Origin of the sequence: Microbacterium thalli (genome assembly GCF_028737325.1) — a bacterium.
GTDB classification, from domain to species: Bacteria; Actinomycetota; Actinomycetes; order Actinomycetales; family Microbacteriaceae; genus Microbacterium; species Microbacterium thalli.
In genome coordinates, this window is sequence record NZ_JAQZCH010000001.1 from 769,903 (window position 1) to 789,325 (window position 19,423).

General features: G+C 71.6%; 18 protein-coding genes. 7 read left to right on the forward strand and 11 right to left on the reverse strand.

The window, feature by feature from the left end; genetic code table 11:
- Nucleotides 1-33: 33 nt before the first annotated feature.
- Complete coding sequence (locus PUW82_RS03875) at nt 34-843, reverse strand: HAD-IIA family hydrolase (RefSeq protein WP_274221012.1); 810 nt, start codon at nt 841-843, stop codon at nt 34-36.
- Nucleotides 844-885: 42 nt separating this feature from the next.
- On the opposite strand from PUW82_RS03875, the gene PUW82_RS03880 reads away from it, so the two are divergent.
- Nucleotides 886-1,848, forward strand: a complete 963-nt coding sequence (locus PUW82_RS03880; RefSeq protein WP_274221013.1) for an SDR family NAD(P)-dependent oxidoreductase — start codon at nt 886-888, stop codon at nt 1,846-1,848.
- Nucleotides 1,849-1,861: 13 nt separating this feature from the next.
- Here PUW82_RS03880 and PUW82_RS03885 read toward each other — a convergent pair whose 3' ends face one another.
- Nucleotides 1,862-2,500 carry a metal-dependent transcriptional regulator gene (locus tag PUW82_RS03885; protein ID WP_274221014.1) on the reverse strand — a complete coding sequence of 213 codons (639 nt, stop codon included), beginning with the start codon at nt 2,498-2,500 and terminating at the stop codon, nt 1,862-1,864.
- A gap of 56 nt (nt 2,501-2,556) precedes the next feature.
- On the opposite strand from PUW82_RS03885, the gene PUW82_RS03890 reads away from it, so the two are divergent.
- Nucleotides 2,557-3,219: a TrmH family RNA methyltransferase gene (locus tag PUW82_RS03890; protein ID WP_274221015.1), complete on the forward strand. Its 663-nt coding sequence runs from the start codon at nt 2,557-2,559 to the stop codon at nt 3,217-3,219.
- 16 nt (nt 3,220-3,235) lie between these two features.
- Here PUW82_RS03890 and PUW82_RS03895 read toward each other — a convergent pair whose 3' ends face one another.
- Nucleotides 3,236-3,745, reverse strand: a complete 510-nt coding sequence (locus PUW82_RS03895; protein ID WP_274221016.1) for a hypothetical protein — start codon at nt 3,743-3,745, stop codon at nt 3,236-3,238.
- A gap of 103 nt (nt 3,746-3,848) precedes the next feature.
- The gene (locus PUW82_RS03900) at nt 3,849-5,165 is read right to left on the reverse strand and encodes an MATE family efflux transporter (RefSeq protein ID WP_274221017.1); all 1,317 of its coding nucleotides are present in this window, start codon (nt 5,163-5,165) and stop codon (nt 3,849-3,851) included.
- A 118-nt stretch (nt 5,166-5,283) separates the two neighbouring features.
- On the opposite strand from PUW82_RS03900, the gene PUW82_RS03905 reads away from it, so the two are divergent.
- From PUW82_RS03905 to PUW82_RS03915, 3 genes are read left to right on the forward strand one after another with little or no spacing between them, the layout of a single operon-like run.
- Nucleotides 5,284-7,080 (forward strand): alpha/beta fold hydrolase, encoded by a 1,797-nt coding sequence (locus tag PUW82_RS03905; RefSeq protein ID WP_274221018.1) that lies wholly within the window; start codon nt 5,284-5,286, stop codon nt 7,078-7,080.
- A gap of 46 nt (nt 7,081-7,126) precedes the next feature.
- The gene (locus PUW82_RS03910; protein WP_274221019.1) at nt 7,127-9,124 is read left to right on the forward strand and encodes a M13 family metallopeptidase; all 1,998 of its coding nucleotides are present in this window, start codon (nt 7,127-7,129) and stop codon (nt 9,122-9,124) included.
- 52 nt (nt 9,125-9,176) lie between these two features.
- Entirely contained in the window at nt 9,177-10,091 is a 915-nt protein-coding gene (locus PUW82_RS03915) for a serine hydrolase (RefSeq protein ID WP_274221020.1), read from the forward strand.
- A gap of 30 nt (nt 10,092-10,121) precedes the next feature.
- Here PUW82_RS03915 and purU read toward each other — a convergent pair whose 3' ends face one another.
- Genes purU through PUW82_RS03940 form a run of 5 tightly spaced genes read right to left on the reverse strand, consistent with a single transcriptional unit; the run spans nt 10,122 to nt 14,715 of the window.
- A complete protein-coding gene (gene purU / locus PUW82_RS03920) occupies nt 10,122-11,000 on the reverse strand; it encodes a formyltetrahydrofolate deformylase (RefSeq protein WP_274221021.1) in 879 nt (292 codons plus the stop codon).
- Nucleotides 11,001-11,043: 43 nt separating this feature from the next.
- Nucleotides 11,044-11,679 (reverse strand): alpha/beta fold hydrolase, encoded by a 636-nt coding sequence (locus PUW82_RS03925; protein ID WP_274221022.1) that lies wholly within the window; start codon nt 11,677-11,679, stop codon nt 11,044-11,046.
- Between the two features lie 55 nt (nt 11,680-11,734).
- Nucleotides 11,735-12,973 (reverse strand): cobalamin-independent methionine synthase II family protein, encoded by a 1,239-nt coding sequence (locus PUW82_RS03930; RefSeq protein WP_420792714.1) that lies wholly within the window; start codon nt 12,971-12,973, stop codon nt 11,735-11,737.
- Nucleotides 12,934-13,203, reverse strand: a complete 270-nt coding sequence (locus tag PUW82_RS03935) for a hypothetical protein (protein WP_274221023.1) — start codon at nt 13,201-13,203, stop codon at nt 12,934-12,936. Before PUW82_RS03935 ends, PUW82_RS03930 begins: the two co-directional genes overlap by 40 nt.
- Nucleotides 13,204-13,230: 27 nt before the next feature.
- Nucleotides 13,231-14,715: a peptide MFS transporter gene (locus tag PUW82_RS03940; RefSeq protein WP_274221024.1), complete on the reverse strand. Its 1,485-nt coding sequence runs from the start codon at nt 14,713-14,715 to the stop codon at nt 13,231-13,233.
- An 83-nt stretch (nt 14,716-14,798) separates the two neighbouring features.
- Here PUW82_RS03940 and PUW82_RS03945 point away from each other — a divergent pair, with 83 nt between their 5' ends.
- On the forward strand, nt 14,799-15,530 hold the full coding sequence (locus tag PUW82_RS03945; RefSeq protein WP_274221025.1) for a GNAT family N-acetyltransferase: 732 nt from the start codon (nt 14,799-14,801) through the stop codon (nt 15,528-15,530).
- Between the two features lie 4 nt (nt 15,531-15,534).
- Here PUW82_RS03945 and PUW82_RS03950 read toward each other — a convergent pair whose 3' ends face one another.
- Complete coding sequence (locus PUW82_RS03950) at nt 15,535-16,341, reverse strand: SDR family oxidoreductase (protein ID WP_274221026.1); 807 nt, start codon at nt 16,339-16,341, stop codon at nt 15,535-15,537.
- A 160-nt stretch (nt 16,342-16,501) separates the two neighbouring features.
- Nucleotides 16,502-17,881, reverse strand: a complete 1,380-nt coding sequence (locus PUW82_RS03955; protein WP_274221027.1) for an SPFH domain-containing protein — start codon at nt 17,879-17,881, stop codon at nt 16,502-16,504.
- A gap of 141 nt (nt 17,882-18,022) precedes the next feature.
- Here PUW82_RS03955 and PUW82_RS03960 point away from each other — a divergent pair, with 141 nt between their 5' ends.
- On the forward strand, nt 18,023-19,411 hold the full coding sequence (locus PUW82_RS03960; RefSeq protein ID WP_210006861.1) for a glycine--tRNA ligase: 1,389 nt from the start codon (nt 18,023-18,025) through the stop codon (nt 19,409-19,411).
- Nucleotides 19,412-19,423 lie beyond the last annotated feature (12 nt).

Sequence of the window (19,423 nt, forward strand, 5' to 3'; positions counted from 1 at the left end):
TCGTTCACGCGGCGCCCTCCGTTCGCGCGGCCATCACAGGATCCCCGGGTCTTCGGTCTCGTACGGCTCGGCGTCGAGCAGGTCGGCGACGGAGTCGAGGATCTCATCGGGACGGAAGGGGTACCGCGCGATCTCGGCGTCATCGGCGATGCCGGTGCGCACGAGCACGGTGTGCAGTCCCGCCTCGATGCCCGCGACGACGTCGGTGTCCATCCGGTCGCCGATCATGCCGGTGTTCTCGGAGTGCGCGCCGATGCGGTTCATCGCGGATCGGAACATCATCGGGTTGGGCTTGCCGACGACGTAGGGGGCCTTGCCCGTCGCGTGCGAGATGAGCGCCGCGAACGATCCGGTGGCCGGTACGACGCCTTCGGGTGTGGGCCCGGTGGCGTCTGGGTTGGTGATGATGAACCGCGCGCCGGCGTTGATGAACCGGATCGCCTTCGTGATGGCGTCGAAGGAGTAGTTGCGCGTCTCGCCGACGACGACGTAGTCGGGGTCGGTCTCGGTCATGATGTAGCCCGCCTCATGCAGGGCGGTCGTCAGGCCCGCCTCGCCGATGACGAATGCCGAGCCTCCCGGATGCTGCGAGCGCAGAAACTCGGCCGTGGCGAGCGCCGAGGTCCAGATGCGTTCCTCGGGAACTTCGAGGCCCGACCGGGCCAGGCGTGCGCTGAGGTCGCGCGGCGTGAAGAAGGGGTTGTTGGTGAGCACGAGGAACGGCGTCCCCGTCTCGCGCCACTGCGCGAGCAGCTCCGCGGCTCCCGGGATGGGGTGGTTCTCGTGGACGAGAACGCCGTCCATGTCGGTGAGCCAGCACTCGATATCGGCGCGTGTCCGCATGGCCCCAGCCTAGCCGTGGCGATCGGGCCGTAGTCTTCACTCGTGGCCCGCGATGACTGGAATCCCCGCATGCTGCCTGATCTGTCGGGCAAGCGCTACCTGGTCACGGGTTCCAACGCCGGCCTGGGCTATTTCGCCTCGCTGCAGTTGGCGGCGGCGGGGGCGCACGTGGTCATGACCGGCCGCAGTCCGCAGCGCCTCGCGACGGCGCGCGCGTCGGTCGCGCGGGCCCTCGGCCACGACGCGGGCACGGTCGAGACGCTGCTGCTCGACACCAGCAACCTCGGCTCGGTGCGTGCCGCCGCGGCCACCGCGCGCGGGCGCAAGCCGCTGCACGGGCTGCTGCTGAACGCCGGGGTGGTGCATCCGCCGCGCCACCGTGAGACCACGTACGACGGGCACGAGGTGGTCTTCGCGACGAACGTGCTCGGGCACTACGCGCTCGCGGGCGAGCTGCTCATCGCGCTCGCCGCGGGCCGCGGGCGCATGGTGTGGGTCGGCTCGGTGTCGACGTCGATCTGGAAGTACGACCCGACCGACATCGAGCTCGAGGAGAACTACTCGCCCTGGCGCGCGTACGTGCAGTCGAAGGTCGCTACAACGGCGCTCGGGCTCGAAGCCGACGATCGGCTGCGTGCGGCCAGCGTGCCGGTCGCGAGTCTCGTGGCCCATCCCGGCTACTCGACCAGTGGACGCACCCGCGGCATCGCCGGCATCAACGAGCCGTCGCGGATGACGCGCTTCACCGACAACCTGCAGGTCGCGGTCACGCAGTCCAAGGAACGCGGGGCCTGGGCGCTCGTGCGTGCGCTCGTCGACCCCGAGGCCGAGGGCGGCGAGTTCTACGGTCCGACGGGCGTCCTGCGGGGCGAGCCGCGGCGCGCCACCCCGGCCGCCGTCACGCGCGATCCCGAGGTCGCCGCGCGCCTGTGGTCGTACTGCGAGCAGACCACACGCGCGCCCTGGCCCTACCTCAAGGCGAGTCGCACGCGCGCGAAGGGCTGACGCCGGCCGCGGTTCAGGCGGTCACCCAGATCGCGGACGCGGCGCCCGGCGGCAGCACGACCGATCCGCCGCCGTCGACCTGGACGGTGTCACGACCGCTGACGGTCAGGGCGTGGCCGACGTCGACGCCGCGCTCCTCGAGGGCGCGCAGCAGCGCCGGGTCGCGGTCGCTCACCCGCAGGATGCGCCCCGTGTGACCGAGGGTCGCGTCGGCGAGGAGCACGAACGGCTCGCGGTGCACGTCGCCGGCGGCATCCGGGATGGCGTCGCCGTGCGGGTCGAAGCGGGGGTCGCCGAGGCGTTCGGCGATGCCGGCGAGCAGCCGGTCGCTGATGGTGTGCTCGAGCACTTCGGCCTCGTCGTGCACCTCGTCCCACGCGTAGCCGAACTCGCGCACCAGCCACGTCTCGATCAGGCGGTGCCGACGGATGATGGATGCCGCCCGCAGGCGGCCCGCTTCGGTGAGCGCGACGGGGCCGTACGGGCGGTGCGCGACGAGGTCCTGCGCCGCGAGCTTGCGCACCATCTCGGTCACCGTCGAGGGCGCGAGCCCGAGGGTCGACGCGAGCTGCGACGGGGTGATGGGTGCCGGCTGCCACTCGGTGTGGTGGTAGATCGTCTTCAGGTAGTCGTCGACGGCGGGGGAGGGCACACTCCAGAATATCCGGCGCCCGCGGCGGGTCGGAGGTGCCGGGATAGCCTGTCTCGGTGACCCGCCCCGATGCCGCCGAGCCCGCCGCCGCAGACGATGCCGCCGAGCCCCAGCTGCCGGTGGGCGTGGGGCCGTGGCCGGGCGGCCCCGAGGCGTGGCCGGACGACGCGCGCTTCGACCCGGTGCTGCTCGCGGAGGGCGACCGGCGCAACGTCGTCGACCGGTACCGCTACTGGCGCCTCGAGGCGATCGTCGCCGACCTCGACGAGCACCGGCATGCGTTCCACGTCGCGATCGAGAACTGGCAGCACGACATGAACATCGGGTCGATCGTCCGCAGCGCCAACGCGTTCGGGGCGGCGGAGGTCCACATCATCGGGCGCCGGCGCTGGAACCGCCGCGGCGCGATGGTGACCGACCGCTACCAGCACGTGCGCCACCACGAGGATGTCGCCGGCTTCGCCGCCTGGGCCCGCGAGGCCGGGATGCCGATCGTGGCGGTCGACAACGTGCCGGGGTCGGTGCCCGTCGATCGGGCCGACCTGCCCGAGCGCGCCGTGCTGCTCTTCGGCCAGGAGGGGCCGGGCCTCTCGCCCGAGGCGGTCGCGGCGGCATCCGTCGTCGTCGAGATCACGCAGTACGGCTCGACGCGCTCGATCAACGCCTCGGCGGCAGGAGCGGTCGTCATGTACGAATGGTGCCGCCGATGGGCGCGCTGACGGGCAGGCCGCGGCGTCAGCGCGACGGGTCGGCGTCCGGCGCGACGGCGTAGACGAACAGACCCGACGCGCTCGAGGTCAGCTCGACGGTCGCGTCGGCCGGGACGTCCGCGATGGTGTGGGGCTCGGCCCGAGCGTCGACCGCCGCGCACGTGATCTCGCCGCGTTCGACGTCGGTACCTGCCGCCGTCACCGCGTACGACAGCTCCGCGCCCGAGCCGCTGACGCACGCGATCGTCACGACAGCGGGCGCCTGATCGGCGGGCACGGTGATGATCGGCTCATTGCCGGGGGCGAGCACGCCGGCCTCGCGCTGCGTCCAGGCGGCGCCGCCCAGGGCGTTCTCGGGGATGACGGCGTCGGCCCACACGACGGCGTCGTCGAGGGTGGGCTCGGGCAGCGAGCGGGGGTCGGCGGACCGCGTGGGGACCTCGATCGGAGGGGTACTTCCGGAGCAGCCGGAAGCCAGCATCCCCACCACGAGGACCGCGACGGTCGCGGCGGCTGCGGAGGTGAGCTTCGGCATGACGCCACGCTAGGGGCGCAGGCTGTGGTTCGGGCGAGAATGCGGTTTCGACTCGCTCACAGTCGTGCGCATCGCGGACCGCCGGTCCGCCGTGCGCACGCGGTCAGACCGCGATCGACAGCCAGGTGCCGCGGCGCACCCGCCACCCCAGCGTGAGCAGCCGGGCCACCATGTAGACGCCGAAGAACGAGACGGCCAGCCACGCCAGGCCACCCGCGCCGACCGGGTGCAGGGCGCCGACGAGCACGAGCGCCGGCACGAAGGGGACGAGGTTGAGACCGCCCGCGATGGCCAGGTAGCGCGCATCGCCGGCACCCATCAGCACACCGTCGAGCACGAAGACGATGCCGCAGATCGGCTGGGCGACCGCCAGCACGAGCAGGGCGGGCTGCACGAGCGCGGCGACGGCCGGGTCGCCGGTGAAGACGAACCCGATAACCCCGGATGCCGCGGCGATCGCGACACCCACGATGACGCCGAACCACGCGCCCCAGGCGACCGTGCGCCCGACCACGCGCCGGACGAACGCTTCGTCGCCGGCGCCCAGGCCCCGGCCGATGAGCGCCTGCGCGGCGATCGCCAACGCGTCGAGGGCGAACGCGGCGGTCGAGAAGATCGTGAAGGCCACCTGCCAGCCCGCCAGCTCGCTCGTGCCGAGGCCCGTCGCGACCGCGACGGTGGCCAGCAGCGCGACGCGCAGCGACACCGTCCGCAGGAAGAGCCAGCCGCCCAGGCGGGCGGACCCGCGCATTCCGTCGGCGCTCGGGCGCAGCGACGCGGCGTGCCGGCGGGCGAGCCGCCCCACGACGACGGCGTAGGCGCCGACCATGCCCCACTGCGCGACGACGGTGCCGAGGGCCGAGCCGCCGATGCCCCAGCCGAACCCGTAGATGAACAGCACGTTCAGCAGCGCGTTCGCGCCGAAGCCGAGACCGGCGATCCACAGGGGCGTCACGGTGTCCTGCATCCCGCGCAGCAGTCCGGTGGCGGCGAAGACGATGAGCATCGCCGGCAGGCCCCACATCGACAGGCGCAGGTAGGTCTCGGCGTCGGTCGACACCGCCTCACCGGCGCCGAACATGCCGACCAGCAGCGGCGTCGCCGCCGATCCCGCCACGGCGAGCACCGCGCCCAACCCGAGCGCGAGCCACAGTCCGTCGATACCCGCGGTCACGGCGCTCGAGGAGTCGCCCGCACCGAAGCGCCGCGCGACGGCCGGCGTGGTTGCGTACGCCAGGAACACCATGAGGCCGACGATCGTCTGCAGCACCGCCCCGGCGATGCCGAGGGCCGCGAGCGGCACGACACCCAGGTGCCCGATGAGGGCGGCGTCGACGATGAGGAACATCGGCTCGGCGATCAGCGCGCCGAGCGCGGGAACGGCCAGCCGCAGGATCTCGCGGTTGAGCGTCCGGGCCATGCCACGAGCCTAGGGCGCGGCATCCCCTGGCACGGTCACACGTCCCGTGTCGAGCGCGCGGGCAGGCGCCGCGGGATTGGCTACGGTGGATGATCCGGAAGCGGACGGAGGGAATCGGATGCGGCTGCTCCAGCGCCTGGCGATCGCGCGCCTGCACGCGCGCCTGCCCGCCTGGGTCCGCATCGCGGTCGCCATCGTCGCGGTGGTCCTCGGCATCGTCATCGTCATCCGTCCCACGACCGCGCTCGACGTGCTGGCCTGGCTCATCGGCGGCGGCATGGTGCTGACCGGGCTGCTCGAGCTCACCGGACGCGAGGGCGAGGTGCGGCGCCCGCGCTGGCGCACCGTCGCCGGTGTCGCGTGGCTCGTCGGCGGCGGCATCGTGCTGCTCGCGCCGGGACTGACGGTGCGCGTCGTGGCGGTCGTCGTCGGCGTGCTGCTGCTCGCCAACGGCATCCTCGGCGTCGCCTCGGTCTTCGCCCGGGGGCGCTCGTGGGACGCGCGGATCGCCGACGGCGCCTTCGGCGTCTCGGGCGTGATCTTCGGCGCCCTCGCGCTGTTCTGGCCCGACATCACCCTGCTCGTCGTGGCGGTCGTGTTCGGGGCGCGCCTCATCATGAGCGGTGTCGTCGACCTCTGGACGCGGCTGCGCCGTCGCCACGACGATCGCGCGGCGGAGCAGGCGGGGCAGACGGGTCCGCCGAAGCGCCGCTGGGGGCGGACGGTCATCGCGATCGCGTCCGTCGCGCTCGCCGTCACCACCACGATCGCGACGGCACCCCTGCGCGACGGATCGACGGTCGTCGACGACTTCTACGCCGCGCCGCGCGATATCCCCGACGCCCCCGGGCAACTCGTGCGTGCCGAGCCGTTCACCGGGGGCATCCCGGCCTCGGCGCAGGGCTGGCGCATCCTCTACACGACCACGGGCGTCGACGGCCGGGTGCGCGTCGCGAGCGCGATCGTCGCCGTGCCCCGAGAGGGCGCGGGGCGCTGGCCGGTCATCAACTGGAACCACGGCACGACCGGCTTCGCGGCGCACTGCGCGCCGTCGCTGCAGCCGCGCGGGCTCTGGGCGGGCGCGTTCTACATGCTGCCGCGCGCGATCAAAGAGGGCTGGGCCGTCGTCGGCACCGACTACATCGGCCTGGGGACGGAAGGACCGCACCCGTACCTGATCGGCCCCCCGAGCGCGCACGCCTCGCTGGATGCCGTCCGCGCGGCCCGGCAGCTCGAGGAAGCGGACCTGGGCGCGCGGAGCGTCGTGTGGGGGCACTCGCAGGGCGGCGGTGCGGCCCTGTGGGCGGGGTCGCTGGCACGCGAGTACGCACCCGACGTGTGGGTGCAGGGCGTCGCCGCGCTGGCGCCGGCCAGCGACCCGGCGGCGCTCGTGCAGGGCATCTCGAGCGTGACCGGCGGCAGCATCTTCGCCTCGTACGCGTTCGCCTCGTTCTCGCAGATCTATCCCGAGATCGAGTACCGCGACTACGTGCGCCCGGGGGCCGAGACGGCCCTGCGCCAGATGTCCGATCGCTGCCTGTCCGATCCGACGATCGTGCTCTCGGTGGCGGCCGCGCTCGGCATGAGCCGCGATCCGGCGCTGTTCTCGCGCTCGCCGGCATCCGGTGCCCTCGGACGACACCTGCGCGAGAACACCGCCCCGTTGCACTCGACCGCGCCCGTGCTGCTCGCGCACGGCGGCGCCGACAGCGTGATCCCCGTAGCGGCGCAGGCCGACTTCGTCGACCGCATGTGCGCGGCCGGTCAGGACGTCGATTTCCGCACCTACGCGGGCTACGAGCACGCGGGGGTGATCGAGCGGCCCTCGCCGCTGATCGATGAGCTGTTCGACTGGACGCGCGACCGATTCGCGGGCGTTCCGGTAGCCGACGGGTGTACCACCACCGAACGCTGAACGTGCTCCGAAGTTGAGGTCGGCGGGTCGGCCTAGCATGGGTCACATGACCGACCCCGCCCTTCCTTCCGGCATCGACATCGCCGAGCTCAGCACCGAGATCCGCCCCCAGGACGACCTCTTCCGCCATGTCAACGGCAGCTGGCTCGAGCGCACCGAGATCCCCGATGACAAGGCCCGCTGGGGGGCGTTCCACCTGATCGCCGAGCAGGCCGAGAGCGACGTCCGCGCCATCATCGACGAGGCGACGACGGCCGAGCCGGGCACGGTCGAGCGCAAGATCGGCGACCTGTTCACGAGCTTCATGGACACCGCCCGCATCGACGAGCTGGGCGCGGCGCCGCTGGGCCCGCAGCTCGCCCGCGTCGACGCCGTCGACTCGATTCCGGCGCTGCTGCGCACCGTCGGCGAGCTCGAGCGCGAGGGCATCGGCGGGATGATCGGCACCTTCATCGAGCCCGACCCCGGCAACCCCGAGCGCTACGTGGTGTTCTTCGTGCAGGGCGGCCTGTCGCTGCCCGACGAGAGCTACTACCGGCTCGAGAGCTTCGCCGCGACGCGCGAGGCGTTCGGCGGGTACGCCGAGCGCATGCTCGCGCTGGCGGGGGTCGCGGGCGCCGCCGAGCAGGCGCAGCGCATCGCCGGCCTCGAGACCGAGCTGGCGGGCCACCACTGGGACAACGTCCGCAACCGCGACGCCGTGGCCACCTACAACCTGCACGCGTGGGACGACGTCCAGGCCCTCACCGGCGTCGACCTCGACCCGTGGCTCACCGGCCTCGCCCCGCGCCACCGCGACGGCTTCGCCGAGATCAACGTCAACCAGCCGAGCTTCCTCACCGGCCTCGGGTCGCTGCTCGTCGACGACCGGCTCGAGGACTGGAAGGCCTGGCTGCGTCTGCAGGTCGTGCGCGCGTCGGCCCCCTTCCTCCCCGACGCCTTCGTCGCCGAGAACTTCGCGTTCTACGGCACCCAGCTCACCGGCGTGCCCGTCAACCGCGAGCGGTGGAAGCGCGGCGTGAGCATCGTCCAGGCGGCCCTGGGCGAGGCGGTCGGCCGCATCTACGTCGAGCGTCACTTCCCGCCGCGGGCGAAGGACGAGATGGACGCCCTGGTGGCGAACCTCATCGAGGCGTACCGGCAGTCCATCTCGGGCCTCGAGTGGATGACGCCGGCCACCCGCGAGCGCGCGCTCGAGAAGCTCGCCGCGTTCACCCCGAAGATCGGCTACCCCGAGCGCTGGAAGGACTACTCGGCGCTCGAGATCGACCCGACCGACCTGCTCGGCAACGTGCTGCGCTCGACCGAGTGGGAGTACGAGCGCCAGCTCGCGAAGCTGGGTCAGCCGATCGACCGCGACGAGTGGTACATGACGCCGCAGACCGTGAACGCGTACTACAACCCGCTGATGAACGAGATCGTGTTCCCCGCGGCCATCCTGCAGCTGCCGTTCTTCTCGTCCGACCGCGACGCCGCAGCCAACTACGGCGGCATCGGCGCCGTGATCGGTCACGAGATCGGACATGGCTTCGACGACCAGGGCAGCGCATACGACGGCACCGGCGCGCTCAACGACTGGTGGACCGACGCCGACCGCGCCGCGTTCGAGCAGCGCACCGCGGCCCTCATCGAGCAGTACAACGCGTTGGTGCCCCGCGGGCTGTCCGACGAGAACACCGTCAACGGAGCCCTGACGATCGGCGAGAACATCGGCGATCTGGGCGGGCTGGGCATCGCGCTGAAGGCCTACCGGCTGCACCTCGAGGCGACGATGTCGGCGGACGAGCTGGCGGCCGAGCCCGACGGCCCCGTCATCGACGGCTACACCGGCGTGCAGCGTCTGCTGCTGAGCTGGGGCCAGATCTGGCAGCAGAAGGGCCGGGATGCCGAGACCATCCGCCTGCTGACGATCGATCCGCACGCGCCGAACGAGTTCCGCTGCAACCAGATCGTTCGCAACATCGATGCGTTCTACGACGCCTTCGACGTCACCGAGAGCGATGAGCTCTGGCTGGCGCCCGAGCGTCGCGTCACGATCTGGTGACCACCCGACCCGAACCGCCGAGAACGACTCCGACGGAGACGACGAGATGACCGTGGACGGAACCGAGTCCTCCGGGACCGCCCGATCGCGGGCGGAGCGGCGCACGGACACGCCACCGCTCCGCCGCTCGGCGGCACGGCGGCGGGGGTTCACCTCGACCGAGAAGGCCCTCGATGCGCTCGCGGCGTCCGGTGCGCGCGTCTCGGTGCGCGTGAGCGACCTCGATCGCGGCACCCCGGTGCTCTCGGGTGACGACTTCGTCACGCTGCCGGTGGCGGGGCTGGGCATCGTCCCGCTGCTGATCGAGGTGGCGGCGCGCTTCGAGGCGGGCGGGCTCGACCCTCTCGAGATCGTCGAGCGGTCGGCGATGCCCGGCGTCGCGGTGGCCGGGGTCTGGCGGCACCTCGCCGCACCCGCTCTGCCGCTCGGCGACCTCGCGGTGCTGGCCGCGGCGACGGGCGACGCCCTCGCCGCCAATGCCCTGCTCGACCGCGTCGGGCTCGATGCGGTGCGTGCGCGTCTGGGCAGCCTCGGGATGCCGCGGACCGCGCTGCTCGACCGGTTCCGCGACGACCGCGGGCCCGACGATGCGCCGCACTACGCGCTCGGCACGGCGCGCGAGTTCGCGTCGATGTTCGCGGCCCTCGTCAACACCGACATCGTCTCGCCCGGTGTGAGCGCGCAGGTCAGCGAGTGGCTGAGCCTGAACCACGACCTGTCGCTCGTCGGGTCGGTGACCGGGCTCGACCCCTTCGCGCACGACGACGACAAGCACGAGCTGCTGTTCGTGAACAAGACGGGCCGAGCCGACGGCATCCGCGCCGAGGCGGGAGTGCTCGCCGGGCCCCGCGCCGGTCTCGCCTACGCCCTGATCGTGGAGTTCGACGATGCGTCGATGAGCCACCGTCTGCGCGCGCACGAGGCCTACCGCGCGTTCGGGCTCGACCTCATGGAGTACGTCTTCTGACCCGATCGCCGCGATCGGATCGAACCGCCGTCAGAAGACGATCGTGTGGTTGCCGTGACGGATGACGCGGTCCTCCGCGTGCCACAGCACCGCGCGTGAGAGCACCTGACGCTCGACGTCCGCGCCGCGGCGGGCGAGCTCGGCCACCGTGTCGGCGTGGGTGACGCGGATGGTGTCCTGCTCGATGATCGGACCCTCGTCGAGGTCGGTCGTGACGTAGTGGCTCGTCGCGCCGATGAGCTTCACGCCGCGCTGCTTGGCCTTCTTATACGGCTCGGCGCCGATGAAGGCCGGCAGGAACGAGTGGTGGATGTTGATCACGGGCACGCCGAGCTTCTCGAGGAAGTCCGACGAGAGGATCTGCATGTAGCGGGCCAGCACCACGAAGTCGACGTTGCCGACGAGCAGCTTGAGGATCTCGGCCTCGGACGCCGACTTGTCGGGCCCGGGCGTCGACGGCACATGGAAGAACGGGACGTTGAACGAGCGGACGTCCTCGGCCGAGGTGGTGTGGTTCGACACGACCATGGGCACCGACACGGGCAGGTCGCCCCGGCGGTGGCGCCACAGCAGGTCGAGCAGGCAGTGGTCCTGCTTCGACGACAGGATCGCCATGCGCTTGGGCACCGACTGGTCGGTCAGCGACCACTGCAGGTCGAAGCCCGCGAGAGTCTCGGCGATCTCGGCCTCGATGGCGGGCCGGTCGACGGCGAAGTTCGGGCGGTGGAACACCACCCGGCAGAAGTACGCGCCGCCCGTGGGGTCGTCGGAGTACTGGTCGAAGGCGACGATGTTGCCGCCGACGCGAGTGACCATCGCCGAGAGCGCCGCGATGATGCCCGGCTGGTCCTGACCGTGGACGATGAGGCAGGCGTGGGCGGGGTGCAGCGCGGTCGACGAATCGGTCATGCTTCGATTCTGCCCTGTCGCCGCACCCCGTTCGGCACGTGCGTCAGTCGACGTCGAGATAGTCCTCGATCACGAACGCCGCCTCGCCCGCGTGCGTCGCGGGGAACAGATGCCCGCCGCCGTCGAGGGTCACGAGGCTGACGAGACCCGGCGCGGCCGCCTGCAGCCGTTCGCCGTTGGCCGGGGGCAGCACCTCGTCGGCGCCGCCCTGGATGAGCATCACCGGCACGGTCGGCGCGAGGGCCGTCCATTCCTCGGGCGACGCGGCGGCCGCGGCGGCGGCCTGGAGGGGCTCGAGGTCGGTGCGCGGCTCGTCGCCCTCGGCGCCGAGCAGCAGGACGCCGTCGACCCGGTCGGTGTGGTCGGTCGAGACGGTGCGCGCGACGGCGCCGCCGAACGCGTGGCCGCCGACCCAGGCGTCGCCGAGGCCGACATGGTCCATGACGTCGACGACGTCCTGCGCGAGATCGTGCAGCGTGACGCCGTCGGTCCGGCCCGTGCGGTAGCCGACGCGGAGGATGCGGAAGTCCTCCTCGGCGAGCACGTGCGCCAGGGTGCCGAGCGCCGCGATGTTGCTGCGCCCCGGGATCAGCACGAGCACCGGCTCGCTGCCGGCATCCTCGACGTAGGGGATGGCGCGGCCCTCGGGCTCGAAGATCTGCGGCTGTGTCTCGGTCATGACTCCCTCTCGCGCTTGGGTGCGACCATTCACGCTAGCCGAATCGAGCGGCGGGTCAGGCGCGGGCGGCAGCGATCCGGGCCCCCTCGCCGAGGGCGGCGAGCTTCGCCCATGCGATGTCGGGATGGATGCGGCCACCCAAGCCGCAGTCGGTCGAGGCGATGACCCGGTCGCGGCCGACGATCGCGGCGAACCGTTCGATGCGCTGCGCGACGAGCTCGGGGTGCTCGACGACGTTGGTCGCATGGCTGACGACGCCCGGGACCAGCACGAGGTCGCTCGGCACCGCGGCATCCGCCCAGACGCCGGACTCGTGCTCGTGCCGGACGTTGCCGGCCTCGAACGAGATCGACCCCACGTTCGCCCCGAGCACGACCGGCAGGATGTCGGCGAGCGGGATGTCGGTCGTGTGGGGTCCGTGCCACGAGCCCCAGCACAGGTGCAGGCGCACGAGCTCCTTCGGCAGCCCGGCGATGGCGTGGTTGATCGCCTCGACCCGCAGCCGCGTGAACGCCTGGTAGTCGGAGACCGAGGGCTCCGGGTTGATCTGATCGAAGTTCTCGGCCAGCGACGGGTCGTCGAGCTGCACGATGAGCCCCGCGTCGGTGATCGCCCGGTACTCCTCGCGCAGCGCGTCGGCCCACGCGAAGATGTGCTCTTCGTCGGTGGCGTAGTACTCGTTGCGCACGCGTGAGGCCGAGCCCGGCGCGATCGCGGTGAGGAAGCCCTGCTCGCCCGCGCGCAGCGTCGCCTTCAGGTTCGCGATGTCGGATGCCACGGCGTCGTGTCCGCGGTAGCGGATCGGCCCCGTCGTGGTGGGGAAGGCTGTGGCGGTGGCGCCGGAGTCGACCGCTTCGGCGTAGACGGCGGGGAACAGCTGCCGGTCGCGGCGGTCGAGGAACGACGTCAGCCGGATGCGGCCGGGCTCGGACCGCACGGGTGGCTCGGTGAAGGCGTTGACCTCGGTCAGCGACAGGCCCGCGGCGCGCTGGAACGAGTACGACCACCACGCGCCGTAGTCGACGGCGTTCGACATCGCCTTGCCGAACTCGCCGTCGCCGACCTGTGTGATGCCGGCCGTGCGCTGGCGGGTCACGACGTCGGCGACCGCCTCGGCGGTGAGCTCGTCGAACTCGGGGGTCGACTGCAGCGTGAAGCCGTCGTCGGCGAAGGTCCGGGCGCGGTTCGCGTCGATGAGCGCGGGCGTCCGGGGCAGGCTGCCGGCGGTGGTCGTCTGGATCTCGGTCACGCGGGTCACCAGATCGTGCCGCCGCCGATCGAGATGCCGCCCCATGTCAGCAGCACGAAGATCGCGGCGAACACCACCGGTGCGATGCCCCTGCCGCTGCGGGCGAGGCCCTTCAGCAGGGCGATGACCACGAGCACCGCGGCCACGAGCGAGAGCCCGCCGCCCAGGATGAGCCCGATGAACAACGGGATCGGCATGAGGATCAGTCCGAGGAGCGCGACCCAGAAGGCGGCCCAGGCGGTGGGGTTCGAGCGGCGTTCGACGTGAGAGGACATGCAGCCATCCTCTCGCGCGGGGCCGGGTCAGCGCACCCCGCGCATGAGCCGGAGCACCGGCTTCGCCGAGAACGCCAGCCCCACGCCCACCGCGATCGCGATGATGCCGAGGACGGTGAAGTACGGCGCCTCGTCGGCGGGGTCGTAGAACGTCGCCGCTTGACCGGCGACGGCCGTGCCCAGCGCGACCGAGAGGAAGAAGAGCGCGACCATCTGCGTCGTGAACCGCCGCGGGGCGAGCTTCGTCGCCGCCGACAGTCCGACCGGCGAGAGGAACAGCTCGGCGATCGTGAAGACGAGCAGGATGCCGATGATGGCCACGAGCGGCGTCCCGTTCGCGCCCGTGCCGGCGAAGGGCAGGAACAGCAGGAAGGCCGCGCCCATCACGATCGCGCCGATCGCGAACTTCACCGGCGTGGAGGGCTGACGCCGGCCGAGCCGCGTCCAGGCGGCGGCGAAGACGCCCGAGAGCAGGATGATGAACACCGGGTTGATGGACTGCACCCACGACACCGGCATCTCCCAGCCGAACAGATCGCGGTTGAGTCGCTCGGCGGAGTAGATCGTCACGACGGTGAACTGCTGCTGGTACAGCGACCAGAACGCGACCGAGGTCAGGAACAGCGGAACGAAGCCCCAGACGCGGCTGCGCTCCTCGGCGGTGATCACGGGGCTGCGCAGGATGACGATGAAGTAGGCGACCGCCGCCACGACCGTGGCCGCGATGACGATCACGGCGAGGTTGTCGGCGCGGATGACACCGGTCAGCGCGAGCACCGCGATGAGGGCCGCACCGGCGCCCGCGACGATCCACACCAGCGGCATCCGCTTCTTCGGCAACGGGTTCGGGACGCGTCGCGCGGCGTCGGGGAGGTGGCGGCGACCGATCGAGTACTGCACGAGACCGGCGGCCATGCCCACCGCCGCGAGCCCGAAGCCCCAGTGGAACCCGAGCGTCGTCTGCAGCAGACCGGTGAGGAGCGGGCCGGCGAAGCCGCCGAGGTTGATGCCGAGATAGAAGAGCGAGAAGCCGCTGTCGCGGCGGACGTCGTCGGCGGCGTACAGGGTGCCGACGACGCTCGTCGCGGTCGCTTTCAGGCCGCCCGAGCCGAGCGCCACGAGCACCAGCCCGACGCCCAGCCCCACGAAGCCGGGCAGCAGCGCCAGGGCGATGTGACCGGCCATGATGACGAAGGCGCTCGCGAAGAGCACGCGTTCCGAGCCGTACAACCGGTCGGCCAGCCAGGCGCCGAGCACCGTCGCGAGGTAGACGGAGCCGCCGTACGCGCCGACGATGCCGGTCGCGATCCCCCGATCGATGGCCAGTCCGCCGTCCGCGACGGTGTAGTACATGTAGATCAGCAGGATGCCCTGCATGCCGTAGAAGCTGAACCGTTCCCACAACTCGACCCCGAAGATGTGGGTCAGGGCCCAGGGCTGGCCGAAGAAGCGGGTGTCCTTCTCGGGGGTGCGTTCGACGGATGCGGTGGAGGCTGCGTCCTCGTGACTCATGATTAGCGAGACTACGCCTGCCGCGGACGCCGGGCCGTGTCGGGCCGTCGTTGCCGCCGACGGCGGCGGCGTAGGGTGGGCTCATGAGCGAGAGCGTTCCCCCGATCGAAGCCGATGTGCCCGCCGGGATCGACATCCGCCCCCTCGAGACCGTCGCCGACATCTTCGCCGGCGCCGCCGTGCTGCGCGAGGTGTGGGGTGGGGACCGCGACTCGGTGCCCACGAACCTCATGCGCGCCCTGGCCTACTCGGGCAACTACGTGGTCGGGCTGTTCGACGGCGACCGGGTCGTCGGCGCGTCGGTGGCGTTCTTCGCCGAGCCCGGTGCGCGGTCGATGCACTCGCACGTGACGGGCGTGCTTCCGGAGTACCAGCAGCAGGGACTCGGGCGTGTGCTCAAGCAGCACCAGCGCGCGTGGGCGTTCGCCCGCGAGGTCGGCACCATCACGTGGACGTTCGACCCGCTGTTCGCGCGCAACGCGCACTTCAACCTGCAGGTGCTCGGCGCCCGCATCAGCGACTACCTCGTCGACCAGTACGGGCTCATGGACGACGGCCTGAACCGCGGCGAGGTCACCGACCGGCTCATGGTGACGTGGCCGCTGGCCGCGCCGCCGCAGCAGAAGCCCGCGGACGACCGCGTCGTCGCGACGATCGCCGTGCCCGCCGACATCCATGCGTTGCGCGCATCATCGCCGGCCGAGGCCGATGCGTGGCGCGACCGCGTGCGCGCGCAGTTCCTCGAGCACCTGGCGGCCGGACTCGTCGTCGGTGGTTTCGACGACGAGCGCGGCTACCTGCTCGTGAGCCCCTGACGGGTCACTCGGAACCGGCGTCGCGCCAGGCGTCCGACTCGAGGTGCGACCCCGCCTGAGGTCCCATCTGCAGCATCCCGCCGTCGACGACCCAGGTGGCGCCGGTGACGTACGACGAGGCCGGGGAGGCCAGGAACGCCACGACCGACGCGATCTCCTCGGGCTTGCCCGGGCGCGGGATCGGGATGCCGGGGCGGTGGGTCTGCTCGGCGTCCTCGCCCTCCATGTCGTTGATGGGGGTCGCGATCTCTCCGGGGGCGACGGAGTTGACGGTGATGTCACGGGGCCCGAGCTCCTGCGCCATCGTCTTCACGAGGCCCTCGAGGCCGTGCTTCGAGGCGACATAGGCGGCCGAGCCGACGCGCGGCTGCGAGCCGTGCACGCTCGTCACGGCGATGATCCGTCCGCCCTCGCCCGCGTCGGCCATGAGCTTGGCCGCCGTCTGCATGCCGAGGAACGCCCCGTCGAGGTTGAGGGCGACGACGGTGCGCCACCCGTCGAGGTCGAGGTCGAGCACCGGCCCGCCCGTGCCGCCGCCGGCATTGTTGACGAAGACGTCGAGGCCGCCGAGCTCCGCGGCGAGGTGCTCGATGACCCCGGGGACCTTCTCGAACTCGGTCGCGTCGAACTGGGCGACGACGGCCTTGCGGCCCCGCGCGCGAACGCCCTCCGCCGTCTCGTTGGCGCCGTCCTCGTCCGAATGCCAGGTGACACCGACATCCATGCCGGCGTCGGCGAGGGCGAGGGCGGTGGCGCGGCCGATCCCCGAGTCGGAGGCGGTAACGATGGCACGGCGGGGAGTGAACGTCATGCGTCGACGCTACGAACCGCGCCGCCCGCCGCGCACCCGGTTGACAACCCGCCACGTCGCGCCGTAACTCCTCAAATCCGGGCGACCGCACACGATGACGCCCCGCCATTCCGGGAGAGGTGAGGCGGGGCGTCGTCGATCGTGAAGAGTGAGCGCAGAGTCACTCCGTTGCGGCGGGCGGCGCGGTGGTGGCGTCGTCCTCGCGCAGGCCTTGGGCCATGCCGCGGCCGGTGGCCTGCCCCTGGATGATCTGGCGCAGGTCGATCCCGGTCGTGGCCTGCACGGCGTCGAAGGTGGCGCGCATGCTCGAGGCGCTTTCGGAGGCGATGTGGCTGGATGCGCCGTCGCCGCCGAGCACCGTGATGGAGCCGACCTTATCGAAGCCGCGGGCGAACTCGGTCATGAGCGGCACGAGTGCCTCGATGGCGCGCTGGGCGAGCAGCGCCTCCTGGTTCTGCGCGATGGCGGCGGCCTCGGCCTTGATCGCGCCGGCGCGAGCCTCACCGGCCAGGCGCACGGCATCGGCCTCGGCCTGCGCGCGCAGGCGCGTGGCCTCGGCCTCTTGCGCGGCGATCTGGGCGCGAGCCTCAGCAGCCTTGACCTCGGCGTACGCCGCGGCATCGGCCGAGCGCTGGCGCTCGTACAGCGACGCATCGGCGACCTTCTTCACGTCGGCGTCGAGCTGCGCCTGGCGGTTCTCGGCGCCCTGCAGCAGCACGTCCTGCTCGCGCTGGGCGCGGGCGAGGGCCTCGGCCTGCTCGGCTTCGGCGCGTGCGCGTCCGACCTCGGCGGAGGCCGCGGCGGAGTTCTTGTCGTACGCGGTCTGCTCGATGAGGTTCGCCTCGTCGGTGGCGAGCTGACGCGCCTTGACCTCGCGGGCGGCGTTGATGCGGGCGACCTCGGCCTCGCGGCGCACGCGCTCGACCTCGGTCGCACCGAGGGCGTCGATGTAGCCGTTCTTGTCGGTGATGCCCTGGATCTGGAACGAGTCGAGGATGAGGCCCTGCGCCAGCAGGTCGCTCTTGATGCCCTCGGCGATCTGGTCCGACAGCTTCTGCCGGTCCTTCATGAGCTGCTCGACGGTCAGCGTCGCGACGACACCGCGGAGCGCGCCCTCGAGCTGCTCGGTCGTGAACTGCTCGATCGCGCCGTCCTGCGAGAGGAAGCGCTCGGCTGCCCGGCGCACGAACTCGGGGTCGGAGCCGATCTTCACGAGGGCCACGCCGGCGACCGAGACGGTGACGCCGTTGGATGCCTGTGCTGTGGGCTCCATCTTGATCTGGCGTGCGCGCAGCGAGATCATCTCGGCGCGCTGCGTCAGCGGGTTCACGAGAGCGCCGCCGCCGGTGATGATCGAGATGCGCGAGGAGTCGCCCGCCGCGTTCTTCTGGCTGCGTCCGACGACGACGAGCGCCTGGTCGGCCTTGGCGACCTTGTACCAGGCCCGCACCATGATCAGCAGGAAGATCAGGAGGATGACGACGGCGACCACGGCGATGCCGCCGATCACGAGCGCACCTCCGGCGAAGAGAGCTTCCATGCTGACCTTTCCCGTGCGTAACGATGTGTCCTTCGACCGTATCGGGGTCGGCCCGCGCGGCGCGACTAGAATCGGGGATGCCGTCGCCTGCGGCATCCGCGCCGATCGGTGCATCCCGAAAACGACCATTTGGAGCCACCTGTGGCCGAGCAGTCCCGCCTCGACAAAGTCATCGCCCTCGCCCGCCACCGCGGGTTCGTCTTCCAGGCGGGGGAGATCTACGGCGGCTCGCGCTCCGCATGGGACTACGGCCCCCTGGGCACCGAGCTCAAGGAGAACATCCGGCGCCAGTGGTGGCAGACCTTCGTCCGCGGCCGCGGCGACATGGTCGGCCTCGACTCGTCGATCATCCTGCCCAAGCGCGTGTGGGAGGCGTCGGGTCACGTCGCGACCTTCACCGACCCGCTGGTCGAGTGCCTGCAGTGCCACAAGCGCTTCCGCGAGGACACCCTCATCGAGGACTTCGAGGCGCGCAAGGGTCGCGCGGCCGAGAACGGCCTCGCCGACGTCCCGTGCCCGAACTGCGGCACCAAGGGGCAGTACACCGAGCCCAAGTCGTTCTCGGGCCTCGTGAAGACCTACCTCGGTGTCGTCGACGACGAGTCGGGCCTGCACTTCCTGCGCCCCGAGACCGCGCAGGGCATCTTCGTCAACTTCTCGAACGTGTTGACGGCGAGCCGCAAGAAGCCGCCGTTCGGCATCGGTCAGGTCGGCAAGGCCTTCCGCAACGAGATCACACCCGGCAACTTCATCTTCCGCACGCGCGAGTTCGAGCAGATGGAGATCGAGTTCTTCACGCCGCCCGCCGAGGCGCAGGAGTGGTTCGAGCACTGGGTCGAGGCCTGCTGGAACTGGTTCATCGATCTCGGCGTGAAGGCCGACAACATGCGGCGCTTCGACGTGCCCGAGGACGACCGCGCGCACTACTCCGCCGGCACGATCGACGTCGAGTACCGCTTCGGCTTCCCCGGCAAGGAGTGGGGCGAGCTCATGGGCGTCGCCAACCGCACCGATTACGACCTCGGCAGCCACACCGAGGCCTCGGGCCAGTCGCTGACGTACTTCGACCAGGCATCCGGCGAGAAGTACATCCCGTACGTCATCGAGCCCTCGTTCGGTCTGACCCGCGCCATGATGGCGTTCCTCGTCGACGCGTACGACGAGGAGGAGGTGCCGAACGCGAAGGGCGGCGTCGACACCCGCACGGTGCTGCGCCTCGACCCGCGTCTGGCCCCGGTCAAGGCCGCGGTGCTGCCGCTCAGCCGCAACGAGCGCCTGTCGCCGCTGGCCCGCGAGGTCGCCGACACCCTGCGCGGCCGGGGCTGGAACGTCGACTTCGACGACGCCGGTGCGATCGGGCGCCGCTACCGCCGCCAGGACGAGGTCGGCACGCCGTTCTGCGTCACGGTCGACTTCGACTCGCTCGACGATCGTGCCGTGACGGTGCGCGACCGCGACACGATGGCCCAGGAGCGCATCGGCCTCGACGCGCTCGAGGGCTACCTCGCCGAGCGCCTGCGCGGCGCCTGACGCGCAGCCGCT